This window comes from Microbacterium sp. LWO14-1.2, from assembly GCF_038397715.1.
GTDB lineage: Bacteria > Actinomycetota > Actinomycetes > Actinomycetales > Microbacteriaceae > Microbacterium.
Genome location: NZ_CP151633.1, coordinates 333079 through 351798 on the forward strand (window position 1 = coordinate 333079; position 18720 = coordinate 351798).

Annotated in this window: 18 protein-coding genes; 5 read left to right on the forward strand and 13 right to left on the reverse strand. The window is 69.0% G+C overall.

Going from position 1 to position 18720, the window contains the following annotated elements; translation table 11 throughout:
* Positions 1-15: 15 nt before the first annotated feature.
* The 3 genes from efeB to efeU all read right to left on the reverse strand — a co-directional run bounded on the left by efeB (position 16) and on the right by efeU (position 3526).
* A complete protein-coding gene (gene efeB, locus MRBLWO14_RS01750; protein ID WP_341936140.1) occupies positions 16-1251 on the reverse strand; it encodes an iron uptake transporter deferrochelatase/peroxidase subunit in 1236 nt (411 codons plus the stop codon).
* A gap of 92 nt (positions 1252-1343) precedes the next feature.
* Entirely contained in the window at positions 1344-2576 is a 1233-nt protein-coding gene (gene efeO, locus MRBLWO14_RS01755) for an iron uptake system protein EfeO (RefSeq protein WP_341934772.1), read from the reverse strand.
* Positions 2573-3526 carry an iron uptake transporter permease EfeU gene (gene efeU, locus MRBLWO14_RS01760; RefSeq protein WP_341934773.1) on the reverse strand — a complete coding sequence of 318 codons (954 nt, stop codon included), beginning with the start codon at positions 3524-3526 and terminating at the stop codon, positions 2573-2575. Before efeU ends, efeO begins: the two co-directional genes overlap by 4 nt.
* 163 nt (positions 3527-3689) lie before the next feature.
* Here efeU and MRBLWO14_RS01765 point away from each other — a divergent pair, with 163 nt between their 5' ends.
* Positions 3690-4694: a 2-oxoglutarate and iron-dependent oxygenase domain-containing protein gene (locus MRBLWO14_RS01765; protein WP_341934774.1), complete on the forward strand. Its 1005-nt coding sequence runs from the start codon at positions 3690-3692 to the stop codon at positions 4692-4694.
* A 9-nt stretch (positions 4695-4703) separates the two neighbouring features.
* Here the strand turns inward: MRBLWO14_RS01765 and MRBLWO14_RS01770 are convergent, their stop codons facing one another.
* The 3 genes from MRBLWO14_RS01770 to rpsO form a co-directional block, all read right to left on the reverse strand.
* Positions 4704-5060 carry a transcriptional regulator gene (locus MRBLWO14_RS01770; protein WP_341934775.1) on the reverse strand — a complete coding sequence of 119 codons (357 nt, stop codon included), beginning with the start codon at positions 5058-5060 and terminating at the stop codon, positions 4704-4706.
* Positions 5050-5925: a hypothetical protein gene (locus MRBLWO14_RS01775; RefSeq protein ID WP_341934776.1), complete on the reverse strand. Its 876-nt coding sequence runs from the start codon at positions 5923-5925 to the stop codon at positions 5050-5052. The genes MRBLWO14_RS01770 and MRBLWO14_RS01775 overlap by 11 nt, the downstream gene beginning before the upstream one ends.
* A 160-nt stretch (positions 5926-6085) precedes the next feature.
* Complete coding sequence (gene rpsO, locus MRBLWO14_RS01780; RefSeq protein WP_017203073.1) at positions 6086-6355, reverse strand: 30S ribosomal protein S15; 270 nt, start codon at positions 6353-6355, stop codon at positions 6086-6088.
* 184 nt (positions 6356-6539) lie between these two features.
* On the opposite strand from rpsO, the gene MRBLWO14_RS01785 reads away from it, so the two are divergent.
* Positions 6540-7832 carry an MFS transporter gene (locus tag MRBLWO14_RS01785; protein WP_341934777.1) on the forward strand — a complete coding sequence of 431 codons (1293 nt, stop codon included), beginning with the start codon at positions 6540-6542 and terminating at the stop codon, positions 7830-7832.
* Between the two features lie 28 nt (positions 7833-7860).
* On the opposite strand, the gene MRBLWO14_RS01790 is transcribed toward MRBLWO14_RS01785, so the two are convergent.
* From MRBLWO14_RS01790 to MRBLWO14_RS01800, 3 genes are all read right to left on the reverse strand, one after another.
* Entirely contained in the window at positions 7861-8412 is a 552-nt protein-coding gene (locus MRBLWO14_RS01790) for a YceI family protein (RefSeq protein WP_341934778.1), read from the reverse strand.
* 180 nt (positions 8413-8592) lie between these two features.
* Positions 8593-8961, reverse strand: a complete 369-nt coding sequence (locus MRBLWO14_RS01795) for an FKBP-type peptidyl-prolyl cis-trans isomerase (protein ID WP_096715817.1) — start codon at positions 8959-8961, stop codon at positions 8593-8595.
* A 197-nt stretch (positions 8962-9158) separates the two neighbouring features.
* Positions 9159-10502, reverse strand: coding sequence for a PrsW family intramembrane metalloprotease (locus MRBLWO14_RS01800; RefSeq protein ID WP_341934779.1), 1344 nt, complete (start codon positions 10500-10502; stop codon positions 9159-9161).
* An 88-nt stretch (positions 10503-10590) separates the two neighbouring features.
* Between MRBLWO14_RS01800 and MRBLWO14_RS01805 the strand changes: the two genes are divergently transcribed.
* Positions 10591-11460, forward strand: a complete 870-nt coding sequence (locus MRBLWO14_RS01805) for a fumarylacetoacetate hydrolase family protein (RefSeq protein WP_341934780.1) — start codon at positions 10591-10593, stop codon at positions 11458-11460.
* Positions 11461-11523: 63 nt separating this feature from the next.
* On the opposite strand, the gene MRBLWO14_RS01810 is transcribed toward MRBLWO14_RS01805, so the two are convergent.
* The gene (locus tag MRBLWO14_RS01810; protein ID WP_341934781.1) at positions 11524-12984 is read right to left on the reverse strand and encodes an aspartate ammonia-lyase; all 1461 of its coding nucleotides are present in this window, start codon (positions 12982-12984) and stop codon (positions 11524-11526) included.
* 92 nt (positions 12985-13076) lie between these two features.
* Positions 13077-13991: a phosphodiesterase gene (locus MRBLWO14_RS01815; RefSeq protein WP_341934782.1), complete on the reverse strand. Its 915-nt coding sequence runs from the start codon at positions 13989-13991 to the stop codon at positions 13077-13079.
* Between the two features lie 80 nt (positions 13992-14071).
* On the opposite strand from MRBLWO14_RS01815, the gene MRBLWO14_RS01820 reads away from it, so the two are divergent.
* Positions 14072-14638, forward strand: a complete 567-nt coding sequence (locus MRBLWO14_RS01820) for a TetR/AcrR family transcriptional regulator (RefSeq protein WP_341934783.1) — start codon at positions 14072-14074, stop codon at positions 14636-14638.
* Between the two features lie 27 nt (positions 14639-14665).
* Here the strand turns inward: MRBLWO14_RS01820 and MRBLWO14_RS01825 are convergent, their stop codons facing one another.
* On the reverse strand, positions 14666-15001 hold the full coding sequence (locus MRBLWO14_RS01825; RefSeq protein WP_341934784.1) for a peptidase: 336 nt from the start codon (positions 14999-15001) through the stop codon (positions 14666-14668).
* Positions 14998-16380, reverse strand: coding sequence for an inorganic phosphate transporter (locus tag MRBLWO14_RS01830; RefSeq protein WP_341934785.1), 1383 nt, complete (start codon positions 16378-16380; stop codon positions 14998-15000). The genes MRBLWO14_RS01825 and MRBLWO14_RS01830 overlap by 4 nt, the downstream gene beginning before the upstream one ends.
* A 154-nt stretch (positions 16381-16534) precedes the next feature.
* Here MRBLWO14_RS01830 and MRBLWO14_RS01835 point away from each other — a divergent pair, with 154 nt between their 5' ends.
* Positions 16535-18628 carry a S9 family peptidase gene (locus MRBLWO14_RS01835; protein WP_341934786.1) on the forward strand — a complete coding sequence of 698 codons (2094 nt, stop codon included), beginning with the start codon at positions 16535-16537 and terminating at the stop codon, positions 18626-18628.
* The last annotated feature ends 92 nt before the right edge of the window (positions 18629-18720 follow it).

Genomic DNA, 18720 nt, shown 5'->3' on the forward strand with positions numbered 1-18720 from the left:
TCGGTCCGGGGCTCCTCAGGCGAACAGGGGCGCTCCGACGTAGGATCCCTGCTCCGCACCCGCCGGGATCGCCCAGATCCCGGAACCGACGTGTCGGATGTACTCGTTCATGCGGTCTGTCGACAGTGAGCGCTGCAGAGCGATGAACTGCGCGGGGTCGCGCTGATACGACAGGAAGAACAGGCCGGCGTCGAGGCGGCCGAGATCGTTGTTGCCGTCGACGTAGTTGAAGCCGCGGCGGAGGATGCGGATCCCGTCGTTCTGCTGCGGATGCGCGAGCCGCACGTGCGAGTTCGCGTCGATGCGCGCTGAGGAGAAGTCCGGGGCGGTGAACTCGTCCCCGCCGGACAGGGGCGCGCCGCGCCCCTTGTCGCGACCGATGATCGTGTCCTGCTCCGAGAGACGCACCCGATCCCAGGTCTCGATGAGCATCGCGATCTTCCTGGCCACGAGGTAGGACCCGCCCGACATCCATGCCGGGTCGTCGGACGCCGCGACCCAGACGCTCTTCTGCAGGGCCGCATCATCGTCGGCGAGGATGTTCGCGGTGCCGTCCTTGAAGCCGAAGAGATTGCGCGGCGTCGCCTGGTCGGCCGTCGTACGCGACGTCTTGCCGAAACCCAGTTGCGACCACCGCAGCTTCGCCCGGCCGAACGCGATGCGGCTGAGGTTCCGGATCGCGTGCACCGCGACCTGCGGGTCGTCGGCGCACGCCTGGATGCAGAGATCGCCGTTCGACAGCTGCGGGACGAGGTCGTCACCCAGGAACGCGGGAAGCCGTTCCAGCGAGGCCGGCCGCCGCGCGGCGATGCCGTACCGGTCGCCGTCCTCGTTCTCGAACAGGCTGGGGCCGAAGCCGATCGTGATCGTGAGGCCGGCAGCAGGGAGCCCGAGTGCCTCCCCCGTGTCGTCGGGCGGCACCTCGGCGTCGCCGCCGACCGCTCCCGTCGCGCTCACCTCGAGGCCCTGCGTCAGGCGGGAGGCCGCATAGCTCCAGTCCTGCAGGAGCGTCACGAGGTCGTCGCGATCGGTGCGCGGCATCATGTCGAACGCCGCGAAGTGCAGGTGCTCCTGCACGGGCGTGGTGATGCCGGCCTGGTGCGCGCCGAAGAAGGAGTAGGCATGCTCGGCGTCCTCCGCCGCCCGGGCGCGCCCGAGCGCCACGCCGCCTGCGAGGCCGGTGCCGAGTCCGACCGCGAGCGACGCGGCCCCGCCGCCGAGTGCGAGTCCGAGGAGCCCCCGGCGGCTCAGCCCCGCGGGGACGGATGCCGCCGCAGACGCGTTCCCGGCGTCTGCGGCGGCCTCGTCAGTGCTGTCGTCCACTGCGTGATCGTACCCGTCGATCAGTCGAGGACCGTGCCGGTGAGCTGCGAGAGCGGCTCTGCCAGAGCGTTGATGAGGTCGGTGAACTCGCGCTTGTCGTCGTCGGTGAGCTCCGAGTACCCGACGAAGCCGTCGACGAGCGACCCGTGCGCGGCGAGCGATGCCTCGAGAGCGGCGTAGCCGTCTTCGATCTCGCCGACGAGAGCCTCGCCGTCGTCGCCCTGCGCCGCGGCGAAGTCCTGCACGAGCGAGAACGCCATCTTCGACCCCTCGACGTTGGCGGCGAAGTCGTAGAGATCGGTCCCCGACCACCAGTCCTCCTCACCGGAGATCTTGCCGGTCGCCACCTCGTCGAGCAGCGCGATCGCCCCGTTCGAGATGCCGCCGATGCCCTGGTCCTCGAGAGCGGTCGTGAAGTCGTCGGAGTGGACGTAGTCGTAGAGCTCCTGCACGTCGGCGAGCAGCTGGTCACCGTAGCCGGCGCGCTCCTCCGGGGTCGACGGCGCCCAGTCCTGCCAGGCCGGCGTCTCGCCGTCGGCGTTCAGCGCGTCCTGCGCCGGAACCCAGAGGTCCTTCTCGATGCGGTGGAAGCCCGTCCAGTCGAGACCCTCGGCGACGGCGTCCACCTCTCGGTAGTCGATGCGGGGGTCGAGCGTGCCGAGCGCCTCGGCGACCGGCTCGATGCGCTCGTAGAAGGCGCGCGTCTGCGGGAACTCGGTGCGGGCCGTCTCGTCGTCGCCCGACTCGTAGGCGGCGACGAGCTCCTCGACCGCGGGCACGAGCTGGCCGACCTGGTCCTTCACGAAGGCGGCGTACAGGTCGACCGCCTGCTGCTTCTGCTCGGAGTCCTCGCCGGCGACTGCGACGCGGTCTCCCGTGACCGTGAACTCGGCCTTCCCGACGCCGTCGCCGATCATGCCCGGCTTGCAGAGCGTGTAGTACTTCCCCGGCTGGGCGACGACCGTCAGGGTGCGGGACGCGGCGGGCGCGATGTTCTCGACCTCGCCGACGATGCGCAGGCCGTCCTCGGCGAGCAGGTAGAACTCGGACGTCTGCCCGCTGTCGTTCTTGACGTCGAACGTGAGTGTGCCGCTCTTCGCGGTCGAGCCGGACACGGCGCATCCGAAGTCGGTCGATGCGACGTCGAACGCAGCTCCGGCGGCGGCGTCGCTCTTCGCGACGCATCCGCTCAACACGAGGACGGCCGCACCGGCAGCCGCGACGGACGCCAGGACTCGGCGGGAGGTGGTCATACTGCTCCTTGATCGGTGAGGGACTCGACCGGCGCGTCCGCGGCGGCGGACGACGGTGTCGAACGAGGGGTGGAGGACCGACGGGAGCGCAGCCCGCGGACGAAGAGCACGCCGACGACGGCGAGGTAGACGATCCACGCCGCGACCTGGAGCCAGGTCATGCGCGGCATGAACCCGACCGTCGCCTGGAGGATCGTGGCCAGTGTTCCGCCGGGCGCGATGGTTGCGCTCACGTCGAAGGCCCATCCGAACGGGAACGCCGCCCAGCCGGTCGCGACAGCACCCGTGACCGTGTCGACGGGCGCCAGCGCCGTGAAGGGACCCGGCAGCGCTCCGGCCTCCTGCAGGTCCATGACCGCGTAGGCCAGCACGCCCGCGGCGACGATCACGAGGAAGCCGCTCGTCCAGGTGAAGAACCGGCGAAGGTCGAGACGCACGGCGCCGCGCGCCAGCAGCCAACCGATCACCACGGCGGCTGCGAGCCCGAGCACGGCACCGAGCAGAGCGGTGGGAGCATCGCCGAAGGACTGCACCATCGACCAGAGCAGCAGCGTCGTCTCGATACCCTCCCGGGCGACGGAGACGAAGCCGATCGCGACGAGAGCCCAGACACCGCCCTGGGTGAGCGCCCGGTCGAGACCGCCTTCGAGGGTGGCCTTCATCGTGCGCCCGGCCTTCTGCATCCAGAAGATCATCCAGGTGACCATTCCGACGGCGAGCAGCGACATGAGACCGCCGATGAGCTCCTGGGCCTCGAACGTCAGCGAGTACGCGCCGAAGGTGAGGACGGCGCCGATCCCCAGGGCGAGGGCGATCGCGAGGCCGATGCCCGCCCACATCCGGGGCAGGGCGTCCGTGCGGCCGAGCCTGCGGAGGTAGGCGACGAGGATGCCGACGACGAGCGCGGCCTCGAGGCCTTCGCGGAGGCCGATGAGGAAGGTGGCGAGCACGGTACGGGAACTCTCTGACGAAACAAAGGTAAGGCATCCCTTACCCCGAAGGAGACCTTAGCACCACGTCGGCGATTGTTTCGACGAGGCGCTCGTCTGCGGGCGCCGGGTAACGCGACGCAACACTCGTCCACGCCCCGCCACAGCGACTTACGCTCGGGGAATGGCTGATCTCTCGCTCCCCATCCTCGATCTCTCCCAGCTCGACGCCGGCCCCGAGGCCGCGGCACGGTTCCGCGACGAGCTGCGCGCCGCCACCCACGACGTCGGGTTCTTCTACCTCACGGGAACGGGCATCTCGCCCGAGATCGAGGCGCGCCTGCACCAGGCCGCCCTCGATTTCTTCGCGCTCCCCGAGGAGGACAAGCTCGCGATCGAGAACGTCAAGAGCCCGCACTTCCGCGGCTACACCCGCATCGGTGGTGAGCGTACGCAGGGCAAGGTCGACTGGCGCGAGCAGATCGACATCGGTCCCGAGCGCGAACCCGTCGAGGGCGGCCCTGCGTTCAACCGCCTCACGGGTCCGAACCTGTGGCCGGCAGCGCAGCCGGAGCTGAAGGAGGTCGTCACGGAGTGGCACGACACCCTGACGGAGATCGCCCGCAAGCTGCTGCGCGCGTGGGCACTCACCCTGGGCGCCGAGGAGACGTACTTCGACGAGTCGTTCCGCGACCCGTCCACCCTCATCAAGATCGTCCGGTACCCGGGCACGAACGAGCCGGAGCCCCAGCAGGGCGTCGGCGCGCACAAGGACTCCGGCGTGCTCACGCTGCTCTGGGTCGAACCGGGCAAGGGCGGGCTCCAGGTCGAGCGCGACGGCGAGTGGGTGTCGGCGCCGCCCGTGCCCGGCGCCTTCGTCGTCAACATCGGCGAGCTGCTGGAGTATGCGACCGGCGGGTACCTCAAGGCCACCAACCACCGCGTGATCTCGCCGAGGGCTCCCGAGGAGCGCATCTCGATCCCGTTCTTCTTCAACCCGGCCCTGGACCAGCAGCTGCCGCTCCTCGAGCTGCCGGCCGACCTCGCCGCCGAGGCGACCGGCATCACCGAGGACCCGAGCAACCCGATCCACGCGACCTACGGCGAGAACGCGATGAAGTCGCGTCTGCGAGCACACCCCGACGTGGCGGCGATCCACCACCCCGACCTCGTGCAGGCGCAGGCCTGAGGCCGGCGGTCAATCGGTCGCGACCGGCCGCGTCCCGTCGGCGCGACGCCCGCCGAGCTCGACGATCTCCCTGAGGGCCCGGAGATGGCCGGTGAAGGCCGCCTCACCGAGCGCCGTCGACCGGATCCAGGTGCGGGGTCGGCTGCCGGCCTGCCCCTTTCGCGTCTGCACGTATCCGGCATCCACGAGGTGGGCGATCGCCTTGCTCAGCGTGGAGTCGCTCGCCTCGATCACATGTGCGAGCGTGCCGAAATCGAGTTCCACTCCCTCTCCGAGGGAGGCCAGCACCGAGAACCGGATCGGTGTCGAGAAGTTGTCGTCGAGTCGCATCCTGGGATGGATCTCCGCGATGCCCTCACTCGACATCGCGGCGCTCCGTCGGAGTCGGCGCGATCGCCACGACGACGGTCGACAAAGCGACCACGACGGCGGCGGCGACACCGAGCAGCGGGTCGACCGGCGATCCGGCTGATGCGTTCAGAGTGACGGCCAACAGGCCAGTCGCACCGAGAGCACCGACGGCGTACTGCGGCCATCGCCACACCTGCCCCAGATAGGCGAGGCCCCAATTCGTGCGGACGCCGATCACACCCACCACGAACGCCGAGCCGATGACGATCGCCAGCACACTGCTCAACAGCAGGTCGTCGAGGGAGACCACGGCGATCGCGGCCGCGAGCAGCGACCCGACCACCAGCGTCGTGACACGGGCGGGCCCCTCGAACGGCGGCTGCGGCACGATGCGCGCGTCGCCGGTCGCGGCTCGGAGATGAGCGACTCCGAGGCCTGCGAAGATCAGACAGGACGTCCACAGCGGCGCTGCGATCACCGCGAGAGGTGCCTCCGGCGCCACGATCTGCACAGCGAACGATGCGAGGATGCCGAGCACGCTCAGCACGACGATGGCGACGAAGGCTGCGCGATTGCGAGGCACGCGCACCCGCACGCCGTCGCGCTCCGTCGCTCCCGAGACGATCTGCGCCGAGATCATGATGACGAAGACGAAGACCGGCACGACGGCGGGCCTCCCGGAATCCACCACGACGAGGTGTGCCGTGAGGAACACCCCCGTGACGATCGCCGTGACGATGATCGCCCACCCCTGCACCTGCGATCCGCCCTGACGATCACGCCGAGCACGCACGGCATCCGCCTCTTGCAGATACTGCCGAGCGACGTCGGGCGAGGGCGGGTCGAGGGGCGCGAGACCGCGCATCGGCTTCTGTTCCACGTCGCTCCCCCGTTCCGACTCGTCATACTTTCCTAAAGGAAAGTCAGCGCGAGGTCAATGCTCTGCGCGTGGCCGTGCCGGACATGACGAAGGCCGCCCCACACCTGGGGCGGCCTTCTCAAGAATGTTCTGCGCGATTGAACGCTGGGTCCGTGATGCCTTATCGGCGAAGACCAAGGCGTGCGATCAGCGAGCGGTACCGCTCGATGTCGACGCTCTGGAGGTAGCCGAGCAGACGACGGCGCTGACCCACGAGCAGGAACAGACCACGACGCGAGTGGTGGTCGTGCTTGTGCTCCTTCAGGTGCTCGGTGAGGTCCTTGATGCGCTGCGTCAGCATCGCGGCCTGCACCTCGGGGGATCCGGTGTCACCGGGGTGCGTCGCGTACTCTTCGATGATCGCCTTCTTGACGTCTGCTTCCAGTGCCATAGATTCGATCCCCTCTCTGCTTGTTGCGCGGCGCCCGACGCCTGATGCGCGAGCTCTCTTTATCCGCGGCCGATCGAACGGCAACCTGACGAGTCTACCAGGCGCGGAGCCGCGAGGTGACCATGCCCACGTCCGCCTCGACGCAGAGCGGATACGCTCGAAGGATGCATGACAGGCACGCGGCGTGAGCGCGGCTCGCAGCCATCTGATCGACCTCAGCCCGCTGAAGGCGAGCCCGGCGTTCGCCCGTATGTGGATCGGCTCCTCGCTCGCGGGCATCGGCGGGCAGCTCACGATCGTCACGGTCATGCTGCATGTGTTCGAGCTGACCGGAAGCACCTTCGCGGTGTCGATGATCGCCGTCGCCGGCCTCGTGCCGATGGTCCTCGCCGGCCTGTACGGCGGGATGCTCGCCGACGCCTTCGATCGACGCAGAGTGGCGCTGATCGCGGCCACCGTGACGTTCGTCTCCACGGCCCTCCTGGCGGCCCTCACCTGGACCGGCGCGGAGACCATCTGGTGGCTGTACGTGCTGAGCATCGTCAACTCGGCCGCGAACTCGGTCGGCATGGCGACGCGCACGGCCATCGTGCCGCGCCTCATCCCCCGTGAGCTGCTGGCCGCGGCATCGGCCCTCAACGGCGTGGCCTTCGGTCTGACGGTCATGGCCGGTCCGGCCCTCGCCGGACTGCTCGTCGCCCTCACCGGCTACGGCTGGACGTACACGATCGACGTCGTGCTGATGCTCTCGATGTTCCTCGGACTGTGGACCCTTCCCGCACTGCGCCCCGAGGGCGAGGTCGTGCGCCCCGGGCTCGCCTCGCTCGTCGACGGATGGCGCTTCCTGCGACGCGCCAGCAACATCCGCATGCAGTACATCGTCGACATCATCGCCATGACGTTCGGGCAGCCACTGGCGCTGTTCCCGGCTCTCGGCACGGTCATCCTCGGCGGCGGAGCGGTGACCACCGGCATCCTGACCGCGTCCGTCGCGGTCGGTACCTTCGCGTCGAGCCTGTTCTCGGGCAGGGTCGTGCAGTATCGGTGGCACGGTCGCGGCATCACGAGGGCCGTCGAGGTGTACGGGGCGGCGATCCTCCTCTTCGGAGTCGTGCTGCTGATCGGCGCGCTCACGGGCAGCGCCACCGAGAGCACGCCCGCGATCGTCCTGATCGTGGCCGCCTGCGTGGCTTTGGCCCTCTCGGGAGCCTCCGACAACGTCAGCTCGATCTACCGCAACACGATGATGCAGGCGGCCGTCCCCGACACCATGCGCGGACGCCTGCAGGGCGTCTTCATCGTCGTCGTCGCCGGCGGCCCGCGCCTCGGCGCCCTCTACGCGGGGGTGCTGGCCTCGCTCACCACCCTCTGGTTCCCGCCCCTGCTCGGCGGCTTCCTCGTCATCGCACTCGTCGCGATCCTCGCCGGACGCAACCGGCGATTCCACGCCTACGACGCGGAGAGCCCCGCACCCTGAGGGGCGCGGGGCTCTCGCGGAGCTGCGATCAGTCCTGCTGCAGAGCACCCTGCAGGTCGAGGTTGATCGTGACGTCCTTGCCGACGAGCACGCCGCCGGTCTCGAGAGCGGCGTTCCAGGTCAGGCCGAAGTCCTCGCGGTTGATGACGGCCTTGGCCGACGCGCCAGCCTTGTAGTTGCCCCACGGGTCGGAGCCGAAGCCGCCGAAGTCGACCTCGAAGGTGACGGGCTTGGTGATGCCGCGGATCGTGAGGTCGCCGTCGACGTACAGCTCGCCGTTCTCGGCGCGGGCGCCGGTCGAGACGAAGTCCATGGTCGGGAAGTTCTCGGTGTCGAAGAAGTCGGCCGAGCGGAGGTGCTGGTCACGACCCTCGTCCTTGGTGTCGACGGACGTGACGTCGACACTCGCCTGCACGGTGGTCTCGAGGGGGTTCTCGGGTGCGACGAGCGTGGCGCTCTTCACACCGAAGGTGCCGCGCACCTTCGAGATCATCATGTGGCGGACGCTGAACGTGACCTCGCTGTGCGCGGGGTCGAGGACGTAGGTGCCGGGACGGTAGCCGGGGATGTCGATGGTCATGTGGTGCTCCTCTGAAGATGTCAGCCGCATCTGCGACCGTGATCGTGGACCGCTCGCGCGGCATCACGTGTCACAACTTACATGCAGTTGCATGTATTCCCGAATGACGAAGATTCTCCGGAACGACGGAAGGCGTCGGCCCCGGGTGGGGACGACGCCTTCCGCACTCGCGGGGTCGGATCAGCCGACGGCGACGAGATCGATGATGAAGATCAGGGTCTTGCCGGACAGGAAGTGCCCGCCGCCCGCAGGGCCGTAGGCGAGGTGCGGCGGGATGACGAGCTCACGTCGTCCACCGACCTTCATGCCGGGGATCCCGTCCTGCCAGCCCTGGATGAGGCCGCGCAGCGGGAACTGGATGGTCTCCCCACGGCCCCAGGAGGAGTCGAACTCCTCGCCGGACTCGAACTCCACCCCGGCGTAGTGGACGGTCACCGTGTCGCCGGGCTTGGCCTCGGCTCCGTCGCCTTCGATGAGGTCGCGGATCACGAGCTCCGAGGGAGCGGGTCCGGTGGGGGCGTCGAACTCAGGCTTTGTGCGATCAGTCATGCTTCCATCCAACCCGAGCCGTCGCGCGGGGGTCAACGAGCACGCACCTGCTCACAGCGAACACGTCACGAATTGACTCGGCGGAAGCTCTTGACACCCACGGATGCCGGGTGCACCCTGTTTGTAGACCAACTCAACGCCCGGGAGACATGCAGGCATCGCCGCAGCACCGGGCGTTGAGTCTGTCCGGGGACGGGTCAGTAGGCCAGCAGCGCCGCTCGCGCCGCCCGCGTGCGCACGAGCAGCGCCTGCTCGTCGGCGGTCGCCATCGGATCGCGTCCCGTGATCGCGCGCTGACGGACGGCGGCCAGCGTCGTGGCGTCCTTGATGAACTCCCGCATGAGCGGACGACGGTCGCCGCGCAGCTGCGCCGCCCACTGCAGGCCGGTCTTGCGGCCGGCGGGGGTCGCGAGCATCGTGACCTCCTCCGGGGTGAACCACCCGGCGGCGGCGTAGTCGCCGAGCCGCGCCTTCGTCAGTCGGGCCTCCTCACGCCGCAGCGCGATGATCCCGAAGATGAAGCCCACGAAGAGCGGCACCTGCAGCACGAAGTAGAGCAGGAAGAAGTTCGCGAACGACGAGCCGTTCCAGAGCCCGTGGAGGAACATCGCCCCGAGCATGCCGAGCAGCCCGAAGCCCACCGCCGCGCCCGCGGAGGCGTGCCGCCGTGCCGCGAGCCCGATCGCCAGACCGGTGAGGGAGGTGAACATCGCGTGGGCGAAGGGAGACATGATCGCACGCATGATGAAGGTCACGGTCAGCTGACCGCTTCCTCCCTCGATCAGGCTGATCGCGAAGTACTGGATGTTCTCGGTGAAGGCGAAGCCCGCGCCGACGAGGGCGCCGTAGACCACGCCGTCGACAGGACCGTCGAACGAGCGCCGGGCGATGAGGAAGATGACGAGGACGCCGACGCCCTTCCACAGCTCCTCGACGATCGGCGCCTGGATGACGGCGCTCGCGACCTCGCCCCGTGGACCGAACACGACGGAGAGTCCGAGATCGACGAGGAGGGTGAGGCCGACGGCCGCGACAGCTCCCCAGGCGACGGCGAAGAAGACGAGCGTCTTGGGCTCCGGCTCCCATCGATCGATCATGCGCACGACGAAGAACACCACCGCGAGCGGCACCAGCGCGAGAACGAGTCCGATGACCGAGGCGAGCGGACCGAGGAACAGCCCGAAGTACGCGATGAGGCCCAGGAGCAGCAGACCGAGGAACCCGAAGAGGATGCCGAGGGCCACACCGCCGGCCCGGCGACGCGCAGGGAGCGCGGGCAGACCCTGCGCGGGCGACGGCGCGACCGGAGCAGGCGGCGAGTAGGGCGTCGGCTGGGCCAGCACAGAGGCGTAGGCAGGACGCTGCCCGAACGCGGGCGGGGCATAGTTCGACTGCGCGTACTGCTGGGCGCCGTACTGCTGCGGGTACCCCTGCGGAGCCGGAGGCTGCTGCTGCGGATACCCCTGCGGAGCCGGAGGCTGCTGCTGCGGGCCGGGCGGCGGCGTGTACGGCGATGGCTGGGACGGTCCTCCGGAACTCATGCCCACAGCATATTGGTAACAATCATTCCGGGCCCGGTCTGGCGACTTCCTCCAGCATCCGAGCCGCGCCACCGGATACCGTAGAGGCATGCGGTTCGCTCATCTGCGTCGCGCCGACTCCCCTGCCGCGAATCTCGCGGTGGTGGACGGCTCGGACGCCATCCTCGTCTCTGACCTCCTGCCCGACGCGCCGGCGACCCTGCAGCAGCTGATCGAGGGCGGAGCATCCGTCCTCGACGCGGTGTCCGCTGCGCTCGCGGACGGCACGGCGCCGCGGCATCCGCTCGGCGACTGGGAGTTCGCCTCGGCCGTGATCGCTCCCCCTGCCGTCCTGGCCGTCGGCCTGAACTATGCGGCCCACTCGAGCGAGCTGGGGCTCAAGACCGACGCCGCCCCCACCGTCTTCACTCTGTGGCCCAACTCCCTCACCGGGCACGAGCAGACCACGTCCTGGCCGCGAGCCCTCAGCGAAGCCGTCGATTACGAGGCCGAGCTCGGCGTGCTCATCGGCACCCCGGCGAAGGACGTCTCCGAGGCCGACGCCCTCTCGCACGTCTGGGGCTACACCGTCGTCAACGACATCACCGCCCGCAACGTGCAGTTCTCCGAGGCGCAGTGGTCGCGGTGCAAGTCGTTCGACGGCTTCACGCCCACCGGCCCCTTCGCCGTGACGGCGGACGAGATCGCCGATCCGCAGGACCTGCACATCTGGGCCGTCGTGGATGGCGCGACGGTGCAGGACGCGAGCACGGATCAGATGGTGCGATCGGTCGCGAAGCTCATCGCCCACCTCTCGCAGTCGCTGACCCTGCTGCCTGGCACCCTCATCTCGACCGGCAGCCCCGGCGGAGCAGGCTACTCGCGCGACCCGCAGATCTTCCTGCGCGACCGCTCGACGGTCACGGTCGGCATCGACGGCATCGGCGAGCTCACGACGCACTGCCGGGTGCTCGACTGACCCCCGCTCGACGACACAGACGACGGCCCCGGTGCGAACACCGGGGCCGTCGTCGTGAGCGGATCAGATCTCGATGAGGTCCTCGGGCGTGATCACGGGAATCGCGGCCGTCACGGCCTCGAGCCCGGAGAGGCGGGCCGGCGACAGCTGCTTCGTGACCTCGTCGCGCGACATGAGGCCTGCCTCGACAACGAGGTCGGCGACGTTGCGGTTGGTCAGCAGCGCCGTCTTGGCGAGCGCCGCAGCCGCCGCGTAGCCGATGAACGGCGTGAGAGCCGTGATGACGCCCACCGACGCGCCGACCATCGCGCCCAGACGGTCGCGGTTGGCGGTGATGCCGTCGACGCAGTTGACCCGCAGGGTCCACATGGCCTGCCGCATCCAGGTGATCGACTGGAAGATCGAGTGCGCGATGACGGGCTCGAAGGCGTTCAGCTGCAGCTGCCCGGCCTCCGCCGCCATCGTGACCGTCATGTCGGCGCCGGCGACGGCGAAAGCGACCTGGTTCACGACCTCGGGGATCACCGGGTTGACCTTGCCGGGCATGATGCTGGAACCCGCCTGCATCGCCGGGAGGTTGATCTCACCGAGCCCCGCCTGCGGGCCGGAGGACAGCAGACGGAGGTCGTTGCAGATCTTCGACAGCTTCATGGCGTTGCGTTTGAGCGTCGACGAGAACGACATGAACGATCCCGTGTCGCTCGTGGCCTCGACGAGGTCGCCGGCCGTCACGAGGTCGAGCTCGGTGATCTCGCGCAGGTGCTTGAGCACTGCCGGAGCGTAGTCGACATGGGTCGTGATGCCGGTGCCGATCGCCGTGGCGCCCATGTTGATCTCGAACATGAGCGAGGCGTTCTCGGTCAGCCGCGTGTGGTCGTAGCCGAGAGTGCTCGCGAAACCGTGGAACTCCTGGCCGAGCGTCATCGGCACCGCGTCCTGCAGCTGGGTGCGGCCGACCTTGAGCACGTCGTGGAACTCCTGCGACTTGTGCAGGAAGGACACCCGCAGCAGGTCCAACTCCTCCAGCAGCGAGCGAAGCGTGAGCGAGAGGCCGATCTTCACGGCGGTCGGGTACACGTCGTTGGTCGACTGGCTGCGATTGGTGTGGTCGATCGGCGAGAGGTACGAGTAGTCGCCCTTCTCGCGACCCGCCATCTCGAGCGCGATGTTGGTGATGACCTCGTTCGCGTTCATGTTCGTCGAGGTGCCGGCGCCGCCCTGGATGACGCCGACCGTGAACTGGTCGTGGAACTCGCCGTCGATCACCCGCTGCGCCGCCCGGTCGATCAGGTCGGCGCGCTCCGCGTCGAGGACTCCGATCTCCCGATTCGCCCGAGCGCTCGCCTGCTTCACCATGGCGAGGGCCACGACGAGATCGGGGTACACCGAGATCGGGCGCTTCGTGATCGGGAAGTTCGCGTCGGCGCGGGCCGTGTGGATCCCCCAGTACGCGTCTACGGGGATCTCCATGCTTCCCAGAGAATCGGTCTCGGTGCGGGTCAGAGCGGGCGCGGCAGAAGCCATGTCACATCCTTGTGGGTAGTGGCGAGTGTGGAAGCGGGGGATGCCTTAAGTCTACGCCCGCGCGCATGCGCTGCCAGGGATACGACGGCGCGTCAGCGCTTGCGCGAGAACGCCTCGAGACGCTCCTCCGGGGTCAGCGCCGCCATCTCCTCCAGCCACGCCTCGGAGAAGTAGTCACCGGTCGCGGCATCCGTCACCGGCACCACCGTGTGGGTGATCGTCTCGGGACGGACGTGGACGAGCTGGAACGCCTGCGCGGCATCCATCCCGTTGACGTCCGGCGCGGGCTTCGCGACGTTCATGGTGTAGCAGGTGGCCGACGACACGCTCACGGGGACTCCCGCGAACATCCCGTGCGACGAATAGTGCAGGTGGCCGGCGAGGATGCCGCGCACGTCCGTTCCGCGGATCACCTCGGCGAGTTCGTCCTGGCGGCGCAGCTCCAGGATGTCGAACAGGGGCAGGTGGCTGGGAAGCGGTGGATGGTGCATCGCGAGCAGGGTGCCGTGCGGTGCCGGTTCACGGAGGACGCCCGCCAGCCACTCCAGCTGCGTGTCGTCGAGATCGCCGTGGTGCCAGCCTGGAACGGTCGAGTCGAGGGCCACGAGTCGAAGACCGTCGAAATCCCAGACACCGGTCACCGGCTCCTGGGTCGGCGGCAGATCGAGCAGTCCCTCGCGGAGGGCGGGGCGTTCGTCGTGATTGCCCGCGACCCAGACAACGACCGTCCCGAGTTCTGCCGCGACCGGTTCGACCGCGGCGCGGAGTCGGCGGTAGGCGTCCGGCTCGCCCAGGTCGGCGAGATCACCGGTGACCACGATCGCGGAGGGATGCGGGTGCACGGCCTTGATCGCGTCGAGCGTGCGCGCGAACGTGGCTTCGACGTCGTATCGTCCGCCCAGTCGCCGGCCGCCCGCGAGGAAGTGCGGGTCGCTGACGTGGACGATCACGTGGGAGGCGGGGCGGTGCCTGCCGAAGACGTACTCGCTCGCGGAGGGCGCTGACATGCGTCCAGCCTAGGCGGAGCCCCCGCGCGAGAACACCGGGCCCACCACGTCAACTGTAGTGATCTCGGTAGAGTGCTGTCATGGCGAAGAACGAGACCAGGCGTCGGGCGATCGCGGATGCCGGACTGCGCATCCTCGCGGCGGAGGGCTCGCGCGGGCTCACGCACCGAGCGGTCGATCAGGAGGCGGGAATCCCGGTCGGGACGACGTCGAACTACTTCCGCAGTCGCGAGTCGCTGATCGAGGGCTTGGTCGAGCGCATCGGCGAACGGCTGGCTCCCACTGACGACGATCTCGCGCGGCGCGCCGACGGCAGCCCGAGTCCCGCACTCTTCGCCGACTATCTGCGCGACATCGTCCGTCGCCTGAGCGACGACCGCGACGTCACTCTCGCCCTGTTCGAGCTGCGGCTCGAGAGCAGCCGACGCCCGGAGTTGGCCGCGCTCCTCGGCGCGTGGCAGCGGGCCGGGTTCGAGGGCGATGTCGCGTTCAACAGCGCAGCGGGACTGCCGGGCGGTCGTCGCGAGATCGCCCTGTTCCACTACGCGAGCGACGGGCTCCTGCTCGATCGCCTCACCACCCCCATCGATCCCGAGACGTCGACCGACGACATCATCGACGACCTCGTCGCCGGGCTGCTGCGCTGATCGCGGCGGACGGCCGCCGGGGCGGCGTCAGTGACCGACGACGATGATGAGGATGCCGACGACGACCGCCGCCGCACACAGCGCGAAGCAGGCGTAGGCGCCGACCAGCGAGATCCGCTTCTGCCCGTCGGTGAGCGGACTCTTGCGCGCCGCCTTCGCCGCCTGCTTCGCCGCGCGCTTGAGCTCCTTCTCGGTGACGACGGTGATCGCGTCCGTGAACTCCGCAGGGCTCACGACCGGCGCATGGCCGCTGCGCACCAGCAGGCGCAGGCCGAGCGCATAGAACGTGACGACGGCGCAGGCGCCCAGCAGCGCCGCTGCGAAGACCTGCAGGAACGCACCCCAGTCGATGTCGACGCTCATCGCGGCTCCTCCCCGGTCGTGTCATCCGCTCGGTCGGTGACCACCGGCGCTTTCTCCGGGGCCTCCGCCGCGCGCTGCTTGCTCTTCGCGCCTGCCTTCGCATCCGCCTTCGCCTTGGCGTCCGCCTTGGACTTCGCCTTCGCCTTCTCGCGGGCGTCTGCGCGGGCCTTGGCCTCGGCCTTCGCCTGGGCGATGCGCTGCTGGCGGCGTGTGGGCGGAGGAGTGTCGGGAAGCTCGACCGCGAGGCCCGACTCGGCCACGTCGCTCATCGCATTCGCAGACGTCACCGCGTCACGACGCGAGCGGAGGAAGAGACCGACGATCACGGCGAGAGCGAGCACGGCGTCGATCGCGATGCCCCAGTTGCCGAGCCAGTTGACGAGCAGAGCCGCGACGGCACCCACGGCACCCGCCGCGGGAAGCGTGAGCAGCCAGCCGATGGCGATGCGTCCGGCCGTCCGCCAGCGGACGGTGGAACCGCGGCGACCGAGACCGGAGCCGATCACCGAGCCCGAGGCGACCTGGGTGGTCGAGAGAGCGAATCCGAAGGCGCTCGAAGCGAGGATGGTCGCGGCGGTCGAGCTCTCGGCCGAGAACCCCTGCGCCGGCTTGACCTCGGTGAGGCCCTTGCCGAGGGTGCGGATGATGCGCCATCCGCCGAGGTACGTGCCGAGCGCGATCGTCACCGCACACGCGATGATCACCCACAGGTGAGGGTCGGCCTGCTCGCTGTTCTGCCAGCCGACCGCGATGAGGGCGAGCGTGATGACGCCCATGGTCTTCTGCGCGTCGTTGGTGCCGTGCGCGAGCGCGACGAGCGACGAGGTGAAGATCTGACCCCAGCGGAACCCGTCGCGTCCGTCGGGTTTGCCGTCGTAACGGCGCGTGATCGAGTAGGCGATCTTGGTCGCGGCGAACGCGATGATGCCCGCCGTGAGCGGCGCGATCAGGGCGGGGAGGATGATCTTCGACAGCACCATCCCGAAGTCGATGCCGCCCACGCCGACGCCGACGAGCGTGGCGCCGATGAGTCCGCCGAACAGGGCGTGAGACGAGCTCGAGGGAAGCCCGAGCAGCCACGTCAGCATGTTCCAGGTGATCGCGCCGATCAACCCGGCGAAGATCATCGGCAGGAACAGCTCGCCCTGCATGCTGTCTTCGCGGATGATCCCGTGTGACACGGTCTTGGACACCTCGGTCGACAGGAACGCGCCGACGAGGTTCAGCACCGCGGCCAGGAGCACGGCGGTCTTGGGCTTCAGAGCACCCGTGGCGATGGGCGTGGCCATCGCGTTCGCGGTGTCGTGGAACCCGTTGGTGAAGTCGAAGAAGAGTGCCAGCGCGATCACCAGCACGACGATGAGGACTGCGGTTTCCACCGTTCTCTTTCGGTCGTCGGGAAGAGGGAGTGTCGACGGGATCGACGTGATGAACGAAGAGTTCACCGTGGGTTTGACTTCCGTTAACCGGCCCCGGTAGATCCTCCCACCCACTCGGGTGCCGGTCAACTCGACCTGGACTAGCGTGGAGAGGGTGACTGATGCTCCGATCGCCGCCCGCCGTTCCACCCTCCGCACGCATCACGGCGACACGTTCGACGATCCGTACGAGTGGCTGCGCGACAAGGAATCCCCCGAGGTGATCCGGCATCTCGAGAGCGAGAACGAGCACACGCAGCAAGAGCTCGCGCACCTCTCCGCGCTCCGCGAGACCCTGTTCCAGGAGATCAAGTGGCGTGTGCAGGAGACCGACCTCTCCGTGCCCACCCGGCGCGGCGACTGGTGGTACTACAGCCGCAGCGAGGAGGGCGCCCAGTACGGCATCCACTGCCGCACCGCCGCGACCGCCGACGACTGGACTCCCCCGGTGCTGCAGCCCGGCGTCCCCGTGCCCGGCGAAGTCGTGCTGCTCGACGGCAACGTCGAGGCCGAAGGGCACGAGTTCTTCTCCCTCGGCGCCTTCGACACCTCGGACGACGCGACGCTGCTGCTGTGGTCGACCGACTTCGAGGGCGACGAGCTGTACACGGTGCACGTGCGCGACCTCCGTACCGGCGAGCTGCTGCCTGACGAGATCCCCGACACCGGCAGCGCCTTCTTCACCCCCGACGGCAGCGGTGTCGTCTACACGACTCGCGACGACGCCTGGCGGCCCGACACGCTGTGGCTGCACCGCCTCGGCACTCCGCTCGCAGACGACGTGCAGCTCTTCCACGAGCCCGACGAGAAGTTCTGGCTCGGTGCGGGCATCACCCGCAGCCGCCGCTACCTCGTGATCGCCGTGGGGTCGAGCATCACCAGCGAGGAGCACCTCGTCGATCTCACGGGCGATCTCACGGCGGCTCCGCAGCTGGTGTGGCCGCGGCAGGAGGGCGTCGAGTATTCGCTCGAGCACGCCGTCGTCGACGGCGAGGACCGACTGTACATCCTGCACAACGACGGCGCGCTGGACTTCGAGCTCGTCTCCGTCGACGCTGCCGACCCGCAGGGCGAGCGACGCGTGGTCGTGCCGCACGAGCCCGGTCGGCGACTGCTCGGCATGGACGCCTTCCGCGACTTCGCCACGGTCGAGTACCGCAGCGAGGGACTGGAACGCGTCGGACTGCTCGACTACGCCACCGACGCGATCGAGGACGTGACCTTCGACGAACCGCTGTACTCCGCGGGCGTGAGTGGGAACCCCGAATGGCACTCGCCCTTCCTGCGACTCGGATACACCTCGTTCGTCACGCCGGGGACGGTCTACGAGCTGGACCTGGCGACACGCGAGCTGGTGCTGCGCAAGCAGGTCGCCGTGCTGGGCGGGTACGACCCGCAGGACTACGACCAGCGGCGCGCGTGGGCGACGGCATCCGACGGCACCCGAGTGCCGATCTCCCTCGTCTGGAAACGCTCGTTCGGCGAGCCGGCCGACGCTCCCCGCCCGGTGCACCTGTACGGATACGGGTCGTACGAGCACTCGATCGACCCCGGGTTCTCGGTCGCGCGACTCTCGGAGCTCGACCGCGGCATCGTGTTCGCCGTCGCGCACGTCCGCGGCGGCGGCGAGATGGGCCGACAGTGGTACGAGGACGGGAAGCTGCTGCAGAAGCGCAACACCTTCACGGATTTCGTGGCGTGCGCCGAGCAGCTCGTGGCCGACGGCGTCACCGCCCCGGAGCTCCTCGTCGCGGAGGGCGGCAGTGCGGGCGGTCTCCTCATGGGCGCGATCGCCAACCTCGCTCCCGAGCTGTTCGCGGGGGTGCTCGCGGCCGTGCCGTTCGTCGATGCGCTCACGACCATCCTCGACCCGTCGCTCCCCCTCACCGTCATCGAGTGGGACGAGTGGGGCGACCCGCTGCACGACGCCGACGTCTACGCGTACATGAAGTCGTACACGCCGTACGAGAACATCGGCGACGGTTCGGTCTACCCCCGCATCCTGGCCGTCACGTCTCTCAACGACTCCCGCGTGGCGTATGTCGAGCCCGCCAAGTGGGTCGCCGCGCTGCGCGCAGCCGGCGCCCGCGATGTGCTGCTCAAGTGCGAGATGGTCGCCGGGCACGGCGGTGTGAGCGGACGCTACAACTCCTGGAAGGAGCGCGCCTTCGAGCTCGCGTGGATCCTCGACACGGTCGGTCTCGCCTGACACGGATCCGGCGCCGAGATCAGGAGGGTCGCCCCAGACCGGGAGTGCCTCATCAGCATCGTCCTGATCTCAGGCGTTTCTCCTGATCTCGG